At 68.0% G+C, this 17,239-nt stretch carries 18 protein-coding genes; 7 read left to right on the top strand and 11 right to left on the bottom strand.

Annotated features, from left to right (window positions below; translation table 11 throughout):
- The first annotated feature begins 2 nt into the window (after positions 1–2).
- Genes M9945_RS18275 through M9945_RS18255 form a run of 5 tightly spaced genes read left to right on the top strand, consistent with a single transcriptional unit; the run spans position 3 to position 3,881 of the window.
- Complete coding sequence (locus tag M9945_RS18275; RefSeq protein ID WP_367930243.1) at positions 3–521, top strand: TRAP transporter small permease; 519 nt, start codon at positions 3–5, stop codon at positions 519–521.
- 33 nt (positions 522–554) lie between these two features.
- A complete protein-coding gene (locus M9945_RS18270) occupies positions 555–1,838 on the top strand; it encodes a TRAP transporter large permease (protein WP_367945714.1) in 1,284 nt (427 codons plus the stop codon).
- Positions 1,839–1,853: 15 nt separating this feature from the next.
- A complete protein-coding gene (locus tag M9945_RS18265) occupies positions 1,854–2,135 on the top strand; it encodes a YciI family protein (protein ID WP_367945713.1) in 282 nt (93 codons plus the stop codon).
- Positions 2,136–2,184: 49 nt separating this feature from the next.
- Positions 2,185–3,036: an SDR family NAD(P)-dependent oxidoreductase gene (locus M9945_RS18260; RefSeq protein ID WP_367945712.1), complete on the top strand. Its 852-nt coding sequence runs from the start codon at positions 2,185–2,187 to the stop codon at positions 3,034–3,036.
- Positions 3,033–3,881 carry a fumarylacetoacetate hydrolase family protein gene (locus tag M9945_RS18255; RefSeq protein WP_367945711.1) on the top strand — a complete coding sequence of 283 codons (849 nt, stop codon included), beginning with the start codon at positions 3,033–3,035 and terminating at the stop codon, positions 3,879–3,881. The genes M9945_RS18260 and M9945_RS18255 overlap by 4 nt, the downstream gene beginning before the upstream one ends.
- 9 nt (positions 3,882–3,890) lie before the next feature.
- Here the strand turns inward: M9945_RS18255 and M9945_RS18250 are convergent, their stop codons facing one another.
- Genes M9945_RS18250 through M9945_RS18225 form a run of 6 tightly spaced genes read right to left on the bottom strand, consistent with a single transcriptional unit; the run spans position 3,891 to position 9,943 of the window.
- On the bottom strand, positions 3,891–4,994 hold the full coding sequence (locus M9945_RS18250) for an ABC transporter ATP-binding protein (protein ID WP_367945710.1): 1,104 nt from the start codon (positions 4,992–4,994) through the stop codon (positions 3,891–3,893).
- A gap of 12 nt (positions 4,995–5,006) precedes the next feature.
- A complete protein-coding gene (locus M9945_RS18245; RefSeq protein WP_367945709.1) occupies positions 5,007–5,852 on the bottom strand; it encodes a carbohydrate ABC transporter permease in 846 nt (281 codons plus the stop codon).
- A gap of 1 nt (position 5,853) precedes the next feature.
- Positions 5,854–6,717 carry a carbohydrate ABC transporter permease gene (locus M9945_RS18240; RefSeq protein WP_367945708.1) on the bottom strand — a complete coding sequence of 288 codons (864 nt, stop codon included), beginning with the start codon at positions 6,715–6,717 and terminating at the stop codon, positions 5,854–5,856.
- 19 nt (positions 6,718–6,736) lie between these two features.
- On the bottom strand, positions 6,737–7,990 hold the full coding sequence (locus M9945_RS18235; protein WP_367945707.1) for a sugar ABC transporter substrate-binding protein: 1,254 nt from the start codon (positions 7,988–7,990) through the stop codon (positions 6,737–6,739).
- 46 nt (positions 7,991–8,036) lie between these two features.
- Positions 8,037–8,993, bottom strand: coding sequence for a nucleoside hydrolase (locus M9945_RS18230; protein WP_367945706.1), 957 nt, complete (start codon positions 8,991–8,993; stop codon positions 8,037–8,039).
- Complete coding sequence (locus tag M9945_RS18225) at positions 8,990–9,943, bottom strand: ribokinase (RefSeq protein ID WP_367945705.1); 954 nt, start codon at positions 9,941–9,943, stop codon at positions 8,990–8,992. The genes M9945_RS18230 and M9945_RS18225 overlap by 4 nt, the downstream gene beginning before the upstream one ends.
- 179 nt (positions 9,944–10,122) lie before the next feature.
- Here M9945_RS18225 and M9945_RS18220 point away from each other — a divergent pair, with 179 nt between their 5' ends.
- Positions 10,123–11,136 carry a LacI family DNA-binding transcriptional regulator gene (locus M9945_RS18220; protein WP_367929591.1) on the top strand — a complete coding sequence of 338 codons (1,014 nt, stop codon included), beginning with the start codon at positions 10,123–10,125 and terminating at the stop codon, positions 11,134–11,136.
- Between the two features lie 14 nt (positions 11,137–11,150).
- On the opposite strand, the gene M9945_RS18215 is transcribed toward M9945_RS18220, so the two are convergent.
- From M9945_RS18215 to M9945_RS18195, 5 genes are read right to left on the bottom strand one after another with little or no spacing between them, the layout of a single operon-like run.
- Positions 11,151–12,164, bottom strand: a complete 1,014-nt coding sequence (locus M9945_RS18215; protein WP_367945704.1) for a proline racemase family protein — start codon at positions 12,162–12,164, stop codon at positions 11,151–11,153.
- Between the two features lie 19 nt (positions 12,165–12,183).
- Positions 12,184–12,969, bottom strand: coding sequence for an ABC transporter permease (locus M9945_RS18210; protein ID WP_367945703.1), 786 nt, complete (start codon positions 12,967–12,969; stop codon positions 12,184–12,186).
- On the bottom strand, positions 12,969–13,805 hold the full coding sequence (locus tag M9945_RS18205; protein ID WP_367945702.1) for an ABC transporter permease: 837 nt from the start codon (positions 13,803–13,805) through the stop codon (positions 12,969–12,971). Before M9945_RS18205 ends, M9945_RS18210 begins: the two co-directional genes overlap by 1 nt.
- Positions 13,806–13,812: 7 nt before the next feature.
- Positions 13,813–14,865, bottom strand: coding sequence for an ABC transporter ATP-binding protein (locus M9945_RS18200; RefSeq protein ID WP_367945701.1), 1,053 nt, complete (start codon positions 14,863–14,865; stop codon positions 13,813–13,815).
- 35 nt (positions 14,866–14,900) lie between these two features.
- Entirely contained in the window at positions 14,901–15,935 is a 1,035-nt protein-coding gene (locus tag M9945_RS18195; RefSeq protein ID WP_367945700.1) for an ABC transporter substrate-binding protein, read from the bottom strand.
- A 208-nt stretch (positions 15,936–16,143) separates the two neighbouring features.
- Here M9945_RS18195 and M9945_RS18190 point away from each other — a divergent pair, with 208 nt between their 5' ends.
- Positions 16,144–17,238 (top strand): GlxA family transcriptional regulator, encoded by a 1,095-nt coding sequence (locus tag M9945_RS18190; protein ID WP_367945699.1) that lies wholly within the window; start codon positions 16,144–16,146, stop codon positions 17,236–17,238.
- The last annotated feature ends 1 nt before the right edge of the window (position 17,239 follow it).

Here is a 17,239-nt window from a genome sequence, read left to right as displayed (position 1 = left end):
CGGTGGAAAAGGCAGAGTCGATTTTCATAGCGGCGAACCGCTGGGTGCTGATCGTCATCCTCGCGGCGATGAGCATCATCGTGTTCTCGAACGTGGTGGCGCGCTACCTCACCAACTATTCGATCATCTGGGCCGACGAGGTCGCGCGCTACCTGATGATCTGGATGACCTTCCTCGGCGCCGGCCTGACGCTGCGCTATGGCGGCCATGTCGCCATCACCAATGTGATGGACGGCTTGCCGCCGCGCGCGCAACGCATCCTGCGCGCGGTGATCGTCGTCTGCCTGCTCGCCTTCTTCCTGCTGATGATCTGGATCGGCTATGCCTACGCCATGCGCGTTCATCTCCAGCTGACGCCAGCGACGCGGATACCGTTCAGCTACATCTACGCGGCGATCCCGGTCGGCTTTGCGCTGCTGGCGATCCACCTTCTGCTGATCGTGCGCGGCTACGTGGCGGAGAACCGCTTCAAGGAAGCGGCCGACGTGCCCGGCGACATCGCCGGCAGCCTGAGCGCCTGAGCGCTTGAGTAAGAACGCATCGAGGGGACGCGCGTGGCCTGGATACTCTTCATCACCTTCGTGATCCTGCTGGCGGCGGGCTTTCCCGTCGCCTTCACGCTGGCGATCTCCGCCTTCGTCGCGGTCGCGCTCGGCAGCTCCTATCCCTATCTCGTCGTCGTCAAGGAGATGTTCTCCGGCCTCGACTCGTTCCCGCTGATGGCGGTGCCGTTCTTCATCCTCGCCGCCGAGCTGATGACCGGCGGGGCGATGACCTACGTGCTCCTGCGCTTCGCCTCGCAGTTCGTCGGCCACCTGCGCGGCGGGCTGGGCTATGCCAACGTCATCTCGGCGGCGCTGTTCTCCGGGATTTCCGGCTCGGCGCTGGCCGACGCGGCCGGCCCCGGCGCGATGATGATCCGCATGATGGAGAAGTCCGGCTACGACAAGTCCTATGCCGGGGCGCTGACCGCCTCGGCGGCGGTGATGGGGCCGATCATCCCGCCCTCGATCATCATGATCGTCTACGCGCTCCAGGTCGAGCAGGTGTCCGTCGGGGCGCTGTTCATCGCCGGCATGGTGCCGGGCATCGTCATCGCGCTCGCCCTCTCGGCCGCCAACTTCGTCGTCTCGCGCAAGCGCAACTATCGCGGCGAGGCCGAGCGGCCGTCCGGCCGCGAGATGGTGAAGACGACGTTCCACGCCCTGCCGGCGCTGCTCTTGATCGTCATCATCATCGGCGGCATCCGCGCCGGCGTGTTCACGCCGACCGAGGCCTCGGTGGTGGCGATCTTCTACGCGCTCGCCTGCGGCATGTTCCTCTACCGCTCGCTCAAGCTGCGCGACATCCCGGCGATCATCTTCCGCGCGGCGCTGATCTCGATCGCGGTGCTGATCATCCTCGCCGCCGCCCGCGCCTTCGCCTGGGTTCTGATCATCGAGAGCGTGCCGCAGCAGCTCGCCGAGACCATCGTCTCGTGGCAGCTCAGCCCGCTCGTCTTCCTGCTGGCGGTCAACCTGCTCCTCCTCGTCTTCGGCCTGTTCATGGACCCGCTGCCGGGGGTGATGGTGCTGGTGCCGATCCTCGCGCCCATCGCCCACTCGCTCGGCATCGACCCGATCCACTTCGCCATGGTGGTGATCCTGAACCTGACCATCGGCCTGGTCACGCCGCCGGTCGGGGCGCTGCTGTTCGTCGTCTCCTCGGCCGTCAAGCTCAGGGTCGGCGACATCATCCGCGAAATGCCACCCTTCTTCATCGCCCACATCATCGTCCTCGCCCTCATCACCTTCATCCCGGCACTCTCGACCTGGCTGCCAAGGGTCAGCGGCTTCTAGGGAGAAACGCAGCCGATGCACTTCGCCGTCATATGCAAGGACAGGCCCGGCGGGCTGGAGCTCCGCGCCCGCACCCGGGCGGACCATCTCGTCTACCTCGAGCCCTACAGGGACAGGATCCTGTTCGCGGGGCCGTTCCTAGCGGCGGGAAGCGACAATTCGATCGGCGGCCTGATCGTGATAGACCTGCCGGACCTCGACGCGGCCCGCGCCTTCGCCGAGGGCGATCCCTACGCCGTGGCGGGCCTGTTCGAAACGGTCGAGGTGCTGCCGTGGCGCAAGGTCATCCCGTCCTGAGACATCGTTCACCATCGACCTGACAGTTCCGGCCGGGAGGCAGCTTAGAATGAGCGACACGAAAAGACAGGCAACCCCGATGGCCCGCCTGCGCGAGGCCGGCGCGCGCATTGTCGTCACCGGCGCGGCGGGCGGGATCGGCTCGGGCATCGTCGAGCGCCTGCTCGCCGACGGGTGGCGCGTGCTGGCGCTCGACCTGACGCCCGCGAGCCTCGAAGGGCTGCGCGCGCGGATCGGCGCGGATGACAGGCTCGCCGTCGCCGCCCTCGACGTTTCCAGTCCCGACGCCGTCGAACGGTGCTCCAGGGACCTCGCCGGGCGCGGCGTCGCGGTGGCGGGCCTCGTCAACGCGGCGGGCATCCTTCAGGACGCGGTGCCGCTTCTGGAGATGGACCTCGACCACCAGAGGAAGGTCTGGGACGTGAATTATTTCGGCGCGTTCCACTGCACGAAATGGTTCGGCGCGATGATGGCCGGCAATGGCGGCGGGGCCATCGTCAACATCACCTCGATCAACGAGCGGCGGCCGCTGCCGCTCCATGCCTACGCGCCGAGCAAGGTCGCGCTGGGCGCCCTGACCCGGCTTTCGGCAGGCGAGCTGGGAGCCAAGTCGATCCGGGTCAACGCGGTGGCGCCCGGCTTCACGCGCACGCCCGCCTTGCAGGCGAAGATGGATTCGGGCAAGCGGGACGCGCGCGTGCTGGAGAAGGCGAGCGCGATGGGGCGACTGGTGGAGATCGAGGAGATCGCCTCGGTGGTCAGCTTCCTGATCTCGGACGGTTCGAGCGGTGTCTCGGGGGCCTCGATCCCGGTCGATGCCGGCTGGCTGACGACATCGCACTGGATGAATTTCGGCAACCTCCTCGCGGCCGGGTCCGCCAATGGAGAGGACACGGCATGAAGCTGCTTCGCGTCGGAGAGCACGGCCGGGAGAAGCCGGCGGCACTGGACGCCAATGGCGACATCCGCGACCTGTCGGGCCTCATTGCCGACATCGACGGGGCAAGCCTCGGCCACGCGCCGCTTTCCGCCCTGAGGGGCGCGGACCTCGGCGGCCTGCCCGTCATCCGGTCCGGGCGCGTCGGCCCCTGCGTCGGCAGGGTCGGGAAGATCGTCTGCATCGGGCTGAACTACGAGGACCACGCGCGCGAAGCCGGCCTGCCGATTCCCGCCGAGCCGATCATCTTCCTGAAGGCATCGAGCGCGATCTGCGGGCCGAACGACCCGATCGTCATTCCGCGCGGGGCGGAGAAGGTCGACTGGGAGGTCGAGCTCGGCGTCGTCATCGGCACGGAGGCGAGCCATGTCGGCGCGGCGCGGGCGCTCGACCATGTCGCGGGCTATTGCGTCGTCAACGACGTCTCCGAACGCGGTTTCCAGTTCGACCGCGGCGGCACCTGGGACAAGGGCAAGAGCTGCGACAGCTTCGCTCCGCTCGGGCCGTGGCTGGTGACGGCCGACGAGATCGCCGACCCGCAGGAGCTCGCGCTCTGGCTCGAGGTCGACGGCCGGCGCTACCAGCAGGGATCGACGCGGACGATGATCTTCGGCGTCCGCGAGATCGTCAGCTATGTCAGCCGTTTCATGCGGCTGGAGCCGGGCGACGTCATCGCCACCGGGACGCCGCCGGGCGTGGGAATGGGGCAAAAGCCCCCGGTCTTCCTCAAGGGCGGGGAGACCGTGCGCGCGGGGATCGACGGGCTGGGCGTGCAGAGCCAGCCGGTGCTGCACGCCCCCGCCGGCTGAGGCTCGCGGTCAGGCCCCGACGGCGTTGCCCTCTTCGTCGAAGACGTGCAGCCGCGCCGCGTCGAAGACGATGCCGATCTTCTCGCCGACGGCCGGCCGCTGCGAGGCGGGCGCGGCGACGACGAGATGCTCGTCCGCCTGCGGGATCAGGTCGCCGGCGTCGAGATAGATGTAGTTCGACCCGCCGAGATATTCGCTGTGGTACACGCCGAGCGGCACCGCGCCGGGCTCGCCGGCGCCGGCGATGCGCAGCGCCTCCGGCCTGATGCCGAGGGAGACGGCCTGCCCGGGCGCCAGCGCGCCGATCGCCGCGCCCGCCAGCGGCAGCGTTCTCCCGCCGCCGAGGGCCACGACCGGCTCGCCCGCCTTCGTCTCGACGCGTCCCGGCAGGAAGTTCATGCGCGGCGCGCCCATGAAGCCGGCGACGAAGCGGTTGGCGGGCCGCTCGTAGATGTCCTCGGGCGTGCCGATCTGCTCGATGCGGCCGGCATTCATGACCACGATCAGGTCGGCGAGCGTCATCGCCTCGACCTGGTCGTGGGTGACGTAGACCATGGTCGCGCCGAGCTCCTTGTGCAGCCGCGCGATCTCGAGGCGCATGCTCACGCGCAGCTCGGCGTCGAGGTTCGACAGCGGCTCGTCGAACAGGAAGATCTTGGGATCGCGGGTGATCGCCCTGCCGATGGCGACGCGCTGCCGCTGCCCGCCGGACAGGGCCGCCGGCCGGCGCTCGAGCAGGGAATCGATGCGCAGGCTGGCGGCGGCGCGCCGGACCCGGCGGTCGATCTCGCCCTTCGGCATGCGCGCCATCTTCAGCCCGAACGCCATGTTGTCGTAGACGCTCATATGCGGATAGAGCGCGTAGTTCTGGAACACCATCGCCACCTCGCGACGATGCGGGGCGAGATCGTTGACCACGGTCCCGTCGATCAGCACCTTGCCGCCGGTGATCGGCTCCAGCCCGGCGATCATGCGCAGCAGGGTCGACTTGCCGCAGCCCGAGGGGCCGACGAAGACGCAGAACGCGCCGCCCGGCACCGTCAGGTCGACCCCGTGCAGCACCTGCGTCTGGCCATAGGACTTGACGACCGATTCGAGCTGGAGATGCGCCATTTGCCGTTGCTCCTACTTCAGTCCGCTCTGCGTCAGCGTCCGCACGTAGAACCGCTGGAACAGGATGAAGGGGATCAGCGCGACGCTGACCGCCATGGTCGTGGCGGCGAACATCTGTCCCCAGTTGGCCTGCTCGAAATCGGCGTTGCGGGCGATCGCCACCTGCACCACGACATAGTCGGGCGAGCTCGCCGCCACCAGCGGCCAGAAGAACGCGTCCCATTGCAGGATGAAGATCATCAGCGCGGCGGTGGCGACCGTCGCCCCCGACAGCGGCATGGCGATGCGCCAGTATATCTGGAGCCACGACGCGCCGTCCATGCGCGCGGCCTCGATGATCTCGCGCGGGATGGCGGCGAAGAACTGGCGGAACAGGAAGATGACCAGCCCGTTGGCCACCTCGGGCAGGATCAGCGCCTTGAAGCTGTCGGTCCAGCCGAGCGCCCGCACCAGCGTGTAGAGGGGGATGACGAGCGCCTCGAACGGCATCATGAAGCTCGCCAGCACGAGGACGAACAGCGTGCGCTTGAACGGGAAGTCGAACACGGCGAAGGCGAAGCCGGCCAGCGAGTTGACGACGACGCCGATGGCCACCGTCGCCCCGGCGACGATCAGCGAGTTGCGCACGGCGACGGGGAAGTCGCCGGACAGCAGCGCAAGGTAGTTGTCGAAGGTCACGGTGGTGGGAAAGAATGTGCGCCACGAGATCTCGCTGGTGTGGCGGAATATCTCGTCGGCCGGCCGGAAGGAGGAGATAATCATCCAGACGATGGGCAGGAGCTGAACCACCGCGATGGCGATCAGCAGGCCGTAGCGCGGCACCTCGCCCGACCATTTCGCCCCGGCATATCCGTTCACGTCAGACATCCTTGCGCTCGCGGAAAAACCGGAACTCGATCACGGCGAAGATGGCGATCACCAGAAGGATGATCGTCGAGATCGCCAGTGAGCGGCCCATGTTGAGGTAGGCGAAGGCCGACTGGTAGGCCTGGAACATCAGCAGGTTGGTGGCCTCGCTCGGGCCGCCGTTGGTGATGATGTAGACCGGCGCGAAGAACAGGAAGTTGATGGCCGTGTCGGCGACGAGCACGAAGACCAGCGGCCGGCGCATCAGCGGAAGCGTGATGTTGACGAAGCGCCGCCAGCCGAGCGCCCCGTCGAGAGCGGCCGCCTCGTAGACGTCCTTCGGAATGCCGTTGAGCCCGGCCAGCAGGAACAGCATCCAGTAGCCGACGCCCTTCCAGGTGGCGATGAAGATCATGGTGCCGAGCGCCTGGTTCTGGCTGCGGAAGAAGGGCTGGCGCTCGAAGCCGAGCTCGGCGAGGATGCTGTTGACCAGCCCGAGCGACGGGTCGAGCAGGATGCTCCACAGCACCGCCGTCAGCGCGATGGAGAAGGTCATCGGCATGAAGAAGGCGGTGCGGAAGAAGACGATGCCCGGCGAGGGCCGGAACACCAGCATGGCGAGGATGAACGCCAGCACGACCTGGATCGGGTTGATCAGCAGGTTGAAGATCAGCGTCACCCGCAGCGACTGCCAGAAGCCGGGATCGGCGAACAGCGACAGGTGATTGCCGAGGCCGACGAAGACGCGGTCGCCCATCAGCGAGACGCTGAACAGGCTGCCGATCCCGGCGATGAAGATGGGCACCACCCGGAAGACAGCCAGGCCGATCAGCGCGAGCGCCAGGAAGGCGAAGGGAACGATGGCGCGTTCGCGCATCTCGGCCGGCCTCCGTCCGTCAGCGGTACTTGACCAGCTCGCGGTCGATCTGCGTGGCCGCCCGCGTGAGCGCCGTCTGCGGGTCCTCGCCCGTCTGGATGTCGCGGAAGGCGACGCGCAGGATGTCCTCGTACTCGCGCCATCCGGGCGTCGCCGGGCGGGCCACGGCGGTCTCGTCGAGCTCATGGCGCATGATCTGCCAGCCGTCGCTGTCGAAGGCCTCAGCCTCCAGCTCCCACATGCTGCTGGTGACGGGCGGATAGCTGCGGAGCTTGAACCATTCCTGCTGCGCCGCGTCGGACAGATACCAGTTGACGAAGGTCTTGGCCGCATCCATCGCGTCGGTGCGCGGGTTGATGCCGACATGCCACGAGCCCGTCGGCGTCACCGGCTTGCCCTTCTCGAAATAGGGGAAGGGCGCGACGCCCCAGTCGAGGTCGGGATAGTTGGCGAGGATGGACAGCATCCACGGACCGCCGATGAAGAAGCCGGTCTTGCCCGTGCCGAAAAGCTCCTGCGAGAGATTGTGGTCGAAGACGCCGGTCGGCGAGACGCGCCACTCGTTGAACAGGTTGCGGTAGAAGGTCGCCGCCTCGACGAATTCGGGCGAGTCGACGTAGCCCGTGGCCGTCAGCCCGTCTTCCGAGATGCCGGTCGCGCCGAGGGACTGGGCCATCGGCAGGAGCTGGTAGGGCCGCTCCGACTGCTCGATCACCAGGCCCCAGACGCCGGCCTTCTCGTCGCGGATCGACTTGGCTCCCTCGACGACTGCCTCCCAGGTCATGCGCTCGGCCGGGTCGGTCGAGGGATGGGGGACGCCGGCGGCGTCGAGCAGCGCCTTGTTGTAGAACAGCAGCGCGCTGCTGCTGGCGATCGGCGCGGAATAGAGCTTGCCGTCATACTGGGCCGCCGCGCGCGCGGCGGGCGTCAGTTTGTCGACGTCGATGATTTCGGTGAGGTCGAGCAGATGGCCGCGCACGGCGTAGGAGGCGGTCAGCGGGCTGTCAACGGAATAGACGTCCGGATCGGGGGTGCGGGCGTTGAGCCGCACGTCGAGCGTCTGGAAGATCTGGTTGAAGGGGACGCGCTCGTAATTGACCGTGATGTCGGGATGCGCTGCCATGAACGCGTCCATCATCGGTTTCACGTGCTCGTCGGGCCAGCCCATCCAGACGATGCTGAGCGTCTTGTCCTGGGCCAACGAAGGCGAATGCGTCGCCAGGGCCATGAGGCCGAGCGCGACGGCGCTTGCGGCGGTGCGGAATCTGAACATGCTTTCCTCCCTTGTTGCTTGATCCGGCCGGGGCCGGGCGACGTTCCTAGGCGTCGTAGCCGGCGATGATCTCGATGACGTGGTCGACCGCGGCGTCGCCCTCTATCGCCACCGCCACCTTCGCGTTGGGGGCGGCGTTGCCCTCGATGACGCTGGTGTTGCGGGAATTGACCTTGCGCAGGTCGCACGCCGTCATGCCGCGCAATTGCGGGCTGGCCAGCTCGATGTGGACGTGGGCGTCCTGCAAGGTCATCAGCGACGGCTCGACATAGGGGATGATGGCGCAGGGATCGTGCATCGAGGCGGCCGACAGGTTGAACACCTCGCGCGAGCGCGTGAGGTAGAACTGCATCAGGTCGCCGAACGCCTTGCCGACGGGGCCGCCGGTGGCGCGCAGCCGCTCGACGTGCCGGTCGCCGACGCCGGCCTGCCGGGTGACGTTGAGGCCAGCCATGACGATCGGCAGGCCGCAGTTGAACACGACGGACGCCGCCTCGGGATCGCAGTAGATGTTGTATTCGGCGAGCGGCGTGATGTTGCCGATCGTGGTCGAGCCGCCCATGACGGTGATGCCGGCCAGCCATTCGACGAGGCGCGGCTCCAGCTTCAGGGCCATGGCGATGTTGGTCAGCGCGCCGATGCCGGCGAGGACGAGCTCGCCGCGATGGCGGCGCGCCTGCTCGATGATGAAGGTGACGGCGTGCTCGGCGACCGGGTCTCGGTCCGGCTCGGGAAGGTCGGCGCCGGCGATGCCGTTGGCGCCGTGCATGTCGGCGGTCACCACCGGCGGCGCCGGCGTGACCAACGGCTTGCTCATCCCCTTGGCCACCGGCACGTCGAGCCCGGCCAGCCGGCATATCGAGAGCGCGTTGCGCGTCGTCTGCTCGACCGTGGTGTTGCCGAACACCGTGGTTATGCCGATCAGGTCGACGGTTTTGGCGGCATAGAGCAGCGCCATCGCGTCGTCGTGTCCGGGGTCGCAGTCGATGATCATGCGGGTCATAGGCATCCTCCACTTTCCATGGCCGGCCGCATGCCCGGGGCAGCGGCCTCAGTGATCTCCTCGCGGCCGGCCAGGCTCGGCACGACGCCGCGCCGGGTGCAGGCCAGCGATCCGGCGGCGACGCCCCATGCCAGCGCGGCATCGAGGGCGCCGTCCTCGATCCATCGCGCGGCAAAGGCGCCGACGAACGCGTCGCCCGCGCCGGTCGTGTCGACCACCGCGACATCGAGGGCGGACGCGGCGGCGCGGCGCCCGGCCGTGTCGATCAGCATCGCGCCGCCGGCCCCGAGCGTGACCACCACGGCGAGGCCGACGGTCTTCGCCAGCCGGGCGGCGGCCTCGCGCGGATCGGCATCGGCGTCCATGCCGGCAAGCTGGAGCGCCTCGATCTCGTTGACGATCAGGATGTCGATCAGCGCGCGCAGCTCATCGGGCAGGCTCGCCGGCGCGGGCGCGGCGTTGAGCAATGTGCGCGCGCCGCCGCGCCGGGCGATGGAAAAGGCCTCGATCATGGCGGGAATGGGCGTTTCGAGCTGGCCGACGACGAGGCCCGCGTTAGCGACGAGGTCGCGGCGCGCCTCGACCGCGGCGGGCGACAGGCGCGCATTCGCGCCGGGGTCGATGACGATCATGTTCTGGCCGCCGGCCTCGACGACGATCAGCGCCGTGCCGGTCGCGGCATCCTCGACGGCGAGGGCGCCGTCGGTGGCGATGCCTTCGTCCGCCCACAGGCGGCGCGCGGCCTCACCCGCCTCGTCGTCGCCGGTCGCGGCGATCAGGGTCACGTCCGCGCCGGCGCGGGCGGCCTGGACGGCCTGGTTGCTGCCCTTGCCGCCATGGGACTGAAGCAGGCCGCGGCCGACCACGGTCTCTCCCGGCGACGGGAAGCCGTCGACCACCACGCTGACGTCGCGCAGATAGCTGCCCACAACGACGATCCCCTCCCGCATGTCCCGTCCGTCAAAGATTGCACACGAGTGCAATAGTAGCCGCAGCACCTCGCCTGTCAACCCGACATCGGAGGAGGCGCCCGCGGCGACGGCGGCCGGCAGGCTCGAAACGGCGTTCGGCTCTGGCCCTTCGGGGCGCAAATCTGGTAACAGGATGCCGAACCGGGCAGGGAGTGGAGATGCAGAAGAAGACCGGGCGAAAGGTCGACCCGCCGCGCTCGATCGACGTGGCGGCGCTTGCCGGCGTGTCCCGCTCGGCAGTGTCGCGCACCTTCACCAAGGGCGCCAGCGTCTCGCCGGCGACGCGCGAGAAGGTGATGCGCGCGGCCGAGGCGCTGGGCTATCGCCCGAACATGCTGGCGCGCACGCTGATCACCCGCCGCTCCGGCATCGTCGGGCTGGTGATCTCGGACGTCCTCAACCCGTTCTATGCCGGCGCGCTGGAGGCGCTGAGCCGGCATTTGCAGGACCGCGATTTCTCGCCGCTGCTGTTCTGCTGCCGCGACGCGCGCCATCTCGACGAATTGATCCCGAAGGTCCTGTCCTATCAGGTCGACGGCGTCGTCATCGCCGCGGCCACGCTGTCGTCCACCATGGCGCGCGAATGCGCCAAGGCCGGCCGGCCGGTCGTGCTCGTCAACCGCTACACCGACAGCGGCGAAGCGAGCAGCGTCGCCTGCGACAACGTCATGGCCGGGCGCATGGCGGCCGAGCACCTGCTGGCGGCGGGACGCAGGGCCATCGCCTTCATCGCCGGGCTGGAGAACACGTCGAGCTCGCGCGACAGGGAGCTCGGCCTGACGCGCGCGCTGGCGGCCCACGGCCTCGCCCCCGTCGCGCGCGAGAGCGGAAACTACGCCTACAACGACGCCCTCGACGCGGCACGGCGCATCCTGTCGCGGCCGCAGCGGCCGGACGCGATCTTCTGCGCCAACGACGTAATGGCGCTGGCGGTCCTCGACGTGGCGCGCAGCGAGTTCGGGCTGGAGACGCCGCGCGACCTTGCCGTCGTCGGCGTCGACAACATCTCCGCGGCGGCCTGGCCGAGCTACGCGCTGACCACGGTCGACCAGAATGTCGAGCGCATGTCCGCCGAGGCGATCTCGGTGCTGATCGAGCGCATCGACGACCACGCCTCGCTTCCCGTCCGGCGGCTGATCCCGCCGTCCCTGTGCGTCCGCGACACGGCCTGACGAGGGCTGGAGGGCTAGGCGACGACGAAGCCGCCGTCGAGCGGGTCGGCGCGGTTGAACGTCCAGCGGGCGCCGCCGAGAAGGCCGGCCTTGCCCTTGACCGTGGGCCGCAGGGCGCGCACGCCGTTTAGGTCGACATGGCCGAGCAGCTCGCCCTCGTAGGTGCCGCTGCCGAGAAGCCCCTCGGCCTGGATCGGCTGGTTGAGGCCGAGCTCGCCGCGTGCCTCGAAAAGCGCCAACATGCCGCTCATCGCCGTGCCGCCGGGGGCGCGGTCGAGCTGGCCCTCGCCGAACACGTGGACGTTCTTGTAGAACGCGCCTTCCCTGTCCGGCTCGTGCCAGAAGGTGACGAAGCCGACGTCGCGCACATGCGCCTCCAGCGGGTGCCGGGGCTGGACCTTCTTCTGGAGCTGCTCGCGCACCAGCAGGCCGTAATGCGACAGAACCTTGCCGTTCTCGGGCGCGATCCGCAGATTGGTGCCGCGCAGGTCGACCACGCCGAAATAGTTGCCGCCCCACACCACGTCGACGTTGAGCCTCCCGAGGTCGGGAACCTCGACCTCGATGTCGCGCGCGGCGACATAGGAGGGCACGTTCTCGAAGCGGGTCCACAGCACCTGCCCGTCCTGCGACGCGACCTCGGCGGTGACGCGGCCGGCCAGCGTCTCGAACCGGATCGTGGTCAGCGGGCCATCGCCCCGCCGCACCATGCCGCGCGCCACCATCGCCATGCCGACCGCGATGGTGCCATGGCCGCACATGTACTGGTACTGGGTGGCGTCCATGTAGATCAGGCCGGCGTCGAACTCCGGGGAGGAGGGCGGCGTCAGGAACACGCCGACCATGTCCTTGTGCCCGCGCGGCTCGCGCATCAGCGCAAGGCGCAGCCAGTCGTAATGGGTTTCTAGGAACTGCTTCTTTTCAAGGATCGACGTGCCGGCGGGATAGGGGATCCCGCTGTGGACGATGCACAGCGGCTCGCCCTCCGTATGGGTGTAGAGCACGTCATAGGTATCCTCAATGCGCATTCTTTGTCTCCACGAAGGTCTATTTCTTGGTCTGGATCACGTCGAGCCCGAAGACGGCATCGATGATGATGAGGAGGATCGCGGCGACGAGGATGGTGATCGCCGAGACGGCCGCGATGGTCGGGTCGACCGTGTACTGGATGTAGTTGAACAGCTTCACGGGGATGGTCGTCAGCGCCGGGGTGACGTTGAAGATGCTCAATTCGACATTGATCCACGAGGTGATGAAGGCGAGGATTGCGCCGCTGATCGCGCCGCCGCGTATCTGCGGCAGGGTGACGAGGAAGAAGGTGGCGAACGGCCCGGCGCCGAGGTCGCGCGAGGCTTCCTCCAGCGCCTTCTGGTCGGCGGAGAACTGCGGCAGCACCGAGCGGACGATGAACGGGACGATGATGACCACATGCCCGACCATCAGCGCCGGGAAGCTGCGCACGAGGCCGATGGCGCTGCCGTACTGGAGGAGGGCGGCGCCCAGTACCAGATAGGGCATCATCAGCGGCGACATCAGCACGGCCTCGACCGCGCCCTTGCCCCGGAACGAAAACCGGGCGATGGCCAGCGTCGCCGGCACGGCGAGCAGGAGGGCGATGACCGTGGCCGAAAGGGCGAGCCAGGTGCTGATCGAGAAGGCCGCCATGTAGCTGCGGTCCGCCAGCACGCGCTCGTACCATTTCAGGGTCAGGCCCTGCGGCGGGAAGGTGAGGAACTCGGAGGTCGTCAGCGACGCGCCGACGATGATGACGAGCGGCACCAGCAGGTAGACCAGCACCAGCATCGAGAACGCGGCGAGGATGAAGCGCGCCATCACCGGCCTCCCCGCGGCTTGCCGACGATGCCGGACAGCGAGACCATCGCCAGCGTCAGCAGCAGCAGCGTGATGCTGAGCGCGCCGCCATAGTTGAAATCGAAGACGGAGGTGTATTGCTGGAAGATCAGCATCGAGAACATCGTGACCTGGCCCCCGCCGAGCACCGCGGGCGTGACATAGGCGCCGACCGACAGCGCGAAGACCAGCAGCGCGCCCGCCGTCAGACCCGGCAGCGAGAGCGGGAAGGTGATGGTCCAGAAGCTGGTGAACCGGCTCGCGCCGAGATCGGAAGAGGCGTCGGTGTAGGACCGGTCGATCTTGGCCAGCGCGTTGCCGACGGCGATGACGATGAACGGCATGTTGATGTAGACGAGGCCGATGATCACGCCCGCCTCGGTGCCGAGGAACCGGAACGGCGAATCGATCAGCCCGAGCCCGGTCAGGCTTTCATTGACGAGGCCCCGCCGGCCGAGCAGCACCATCCAGCCGAACGAGCGCACGATGTTGCTGGTGAACAACGGAAGCACCAGAAGGACGATGAAGGTGCGCCGCAGCGTGCGGCTGGAAACGCCGTGGACGAGGAAATAGGCCAGCGGATAGCCGACGATCATGCAGATGACGGTGGTGAGCAGCGAGATCCGCGCCGTGCGCCACAGCACGTCCCAGTGATACTGGTCGAACAGGATGCGGGCGTAGTTGGCGAAGGTCACGGTCTCCTGCGCGCTGGTCAGGCTGGAGATGAGCACCACGCCCATCGGCGCGAGGAAGAAGGCCGCGAAGAAGGCCAGCGGCGCGAACAGCAGGAGGAAGAGGGACAGTCGGGTCGCAGCCATCGCGCGCCTACTCCTCGAGGACGCGGATGTCGGCGGGGTCGAAGCCGATCAGCACGTCGCCGCCCCGGACGGGCTTGGGCGCGCCGCCGGGCAGGCGGATCGTGAGCCGCGCGTCGCTGCCGCTGACGATCACCGTGGTGTGGGCGCCGATGTCGATGACGTCCTCGACCCGGAATCGCGCCGTCGACAGCCCGGGCAGCGGCGCGTCGAGCAGGCGGATCTGCTCCGGGCGCAGCATCGCGACCTGCCGCCGGGCGCGGTCGCACGCTTGCGCCTCCAGCGCCTGCGAGCCGACGGCGGGCTTCAGCCGCCCGTCGGCGGTCCACTCGCAGGCGAGGAAATTGGCCTCGCCGATGAAGTCGGCGACGAAGCGGGAGGCGGGCCGGCGGTAGATCTCGTCGCCGGTGCCGATCTGCTCGATCCGGCCGGCATTCATCACCACGATCCGGTCGGCCATGGTCAGTGCCTCCTCCTGGTCGTGGGTGACGAAGACGAAGGCGATGCCGAGCTTTTCCTGAAGGTGCTTGAGCTCGATCTGCATCTGCTTGCGCAGCTTGAGGTCGAGCGCGCTCAGCGGCTCGTCGAGCAGGAGCAGCTTCGGCTTGTTGACCAGCGCGCGGGCGAGGGCGACGCGCTGCTGCTGGCCGCCGGACAGCTCCTGCGGGTAGCGTTCGCCGAACGTGGCGAGGCCGACGAGGTCGAGGGCCTCCTGCGCCAGCGCGCGCGCCCTTGCCCGGGATTCGCCCTTGCGGCGCGGCCCGTAGGCGACGTTGTCGATGATGCGCATGTGCGGGAACAGCGCGTAGTTCTGGAACACGGTGTTGAGCGGACGGCGATTGGGAGGACGCCGCGTGACGTCCTCCCCGGCTATGACGATGCTGCCGCTGTCGGGCGTCAGGAAACCGGCGATCGAGCGCAGAAGCGTCGTCTTGCCGCAACCGCTCGGGCCGAGCATCGCGATGAACTCGCCGTGCCTGACGTCAAGGGCGATATCCGCCAGCGCCGCGTGCTGGCCGAATTTCTTATGGACGTTTCGAACCGACAGAAGAGTATCGACCATGAATTCCACTCGCTGGCTTGGGCCTGCCGGAACGGCTAGTTCCCGACTTCCCGGTTCCACCGGTCGACGAGATCGGCGCGCTGCTTGTTGATCTCCCACCAGTCCAGCATCGTCAGGTCGTCGACCGAGCCGCCCTCGGCCCAGGGCAGCTTGGCGGCGACCTCGGCCGGCACCTCGGCGCCCTTCACCGACGGGCCGAGATAGAGTTTGGCCGCGAGGCAGGCGGAGGCCTCGGGGGTGAGGGCGAAGTCGATGAACTGTTCGGCCGCTTCCTTGTTGGGCGCGCCCTTGACGAGATGCAGGCGCACGTCGCCGCCCCAGGCGCCTTCCTTTGGCACCACGAACTGGAGCGGCAGGCCCTGGTCGTTCAGCCCCCATGCCGGGGCGCTGTTGAAGGCGCCGATCACCGCTTCGCCTGTCTGGAAGGCATTGGCCGCGGCGCCCGAGCTGTCGTAGAACAACGCCGCCTTCAGCTCGCCGAGCTGCTTGAAGGTGGCGTCGAAATCGCCGCCGTTCATCACCTGGCTGAGGAAGAACACGGTGGGGATGCCGAGCGCGTTCGCGGGCGCGGGGAAGGTGACCGCGTTGGCGAAATCGGCGCTCCACAGATCGGCCCAAGAGGTCGGCGGCGTCTTCACCTCGTCGCTGTTGTAGGCGATGCCGAAGGCGTAGTAGCCGGTGCTGACGGCGAGGTTCTCGCCCTCGTGGCTGTAAAGGGCCTGCGGCACGAGATTGGCGATGTTGGGGATGGCCGCCGGGTCGAGATGGTCGAGCACGCCGGCCGCCATGCCGACCTCGCTGACGCCGCCGTCCATCCAGAACGCATCGATCACCTGCGCGCCGGCCTGCTGCTGGACCTTCGACAGGTTGACCGTCGAGGTGCCGATCTCGGGGACGACCGTGATGCCGGTCGCCGCGGTGAACGGCTCGATGATGCAGGCGGTGAAGGCGTCGCCCCAATTGCCGCCGAACAGGCCGATCGTGACCGATTTCTCCGCTGCCGCCGGCGTCGCCGACAGGGCGCCCGCGACGATCGCAAGGGCCGTCGAATTCCGCAAGAATCTGCTCATTTTGTTCTCCTTTGCCATGTCTGGCACGTGTTCCCGGACTATTGCCCGGCGAATTTACGAAGCGGCCTTGCGGCCTCATAGGAAACAGACGGCCAGAAACTATGATATTTCCGACATGGCGGGCAGGCGCGCCGGCTCGCGATCCCCGTCGTCTTTGCCGCGTGAAGCCGGTTGTTGACGCCCTTCCAGCCTTTGATAACATCCGGCGATGACAAGCATCCGCCCGTCCGACCCAGGCGATCGCGATCTGTCCGGCACCCTGCATCGAAGCTCGGAGGAAGGCCCGGTCCGGGCCGACGGGATTGGCGAGCAGGCTGTCGGGGCAAGGAAGCTGCGTGTCGGATTCATCCTCCTCGACCAGTTCACGCTGGCGGGCTTCGCCGGTTTCGTCGAGGCCTTGCGCCTCGCGGCCGACGACGGCGGCCGCAGCCGGCAGATCTATGCCTCATGGTCGATCATGACCGAGAAGGGCCTGCCTTGCCGCGCCAGCTGCGGAGCGGTCATCGGCGACCCCGACGATCTGAAGGACCCGCACGGCTTCGACTACATCGCCGTGTGCGGCGGCAACGGGAACCTCAGCACCAGAACGCAGTCGCCGGCCCTGCTCGATTATCTGCGCGCCGCCCGCGCCGCCAATGTCTGCCTGATCGGGGTGTGCAACGGCACGTTCACGATCGCGCGGGCCGGGTTGATCGGCGCGCGTACCGTCTGCATCAACTGGAACAGCTTCGATGCGTTCCGGGCGAAGTTCCCCGCGGTCCGCACCCGCACCGACCATCTCTTCATCGACGAGGGCGACCTCATCACCTGCGCCGGCTCGACCGCGGCCATCGACCTCGGCACCTACCTGATCTCGCGCCACTGCGGCGAGCACCGGGCGCGCCAGGTCGTGCGCCACATGCTCCTGCAGCAGATGCGCCCGGCCCGGCTGCCGCAGCCGCATTTCTTCTCGGAGCTCCTGGAGACCGACGACGTGCGCGTGCGCCAGGCCGTGCATCTGATGGAGCAGCGCCTCGACTCGCCGCCGTCGATCGACGCGCTGGCCCGCTATGTCGGCGTCAGCGACCGGCAGCTCGGGCGCCTGTTCCGCAAGGCGACGGGGCTCAGCACCAAGACCTTCCTCTTGCATCTGCGCCTGCGCTACGCGCGCTGGCTGCTGCTCAACTCATCCTATTCCGTGATGCAGATCGCCTTCAATTGCGGCTTTGCCGATGCGTCGCATTTTTCCCGCGAGTTCCGCGCGCTGTTCTTCGAAACGCCGCGGGACGTGCGCAAATGTTCGGCGGAGAAGTCGACGCACTGAT

The sequence above is a fragment of the Aquamicrobium sp. genome, assembly GCF_023954335.1.
Taxonomy (GTDB): Bacteria; Pseudomonadota; Alphaproteobacteria; order Rhizobiales; family Rhizobiaceae; genus Aerobium.
The sequence above is the reverse complement of the archived record's forward strand: the minus strand, read 5'-3'. Positions and strand labels throughout refer to the sequence as shown.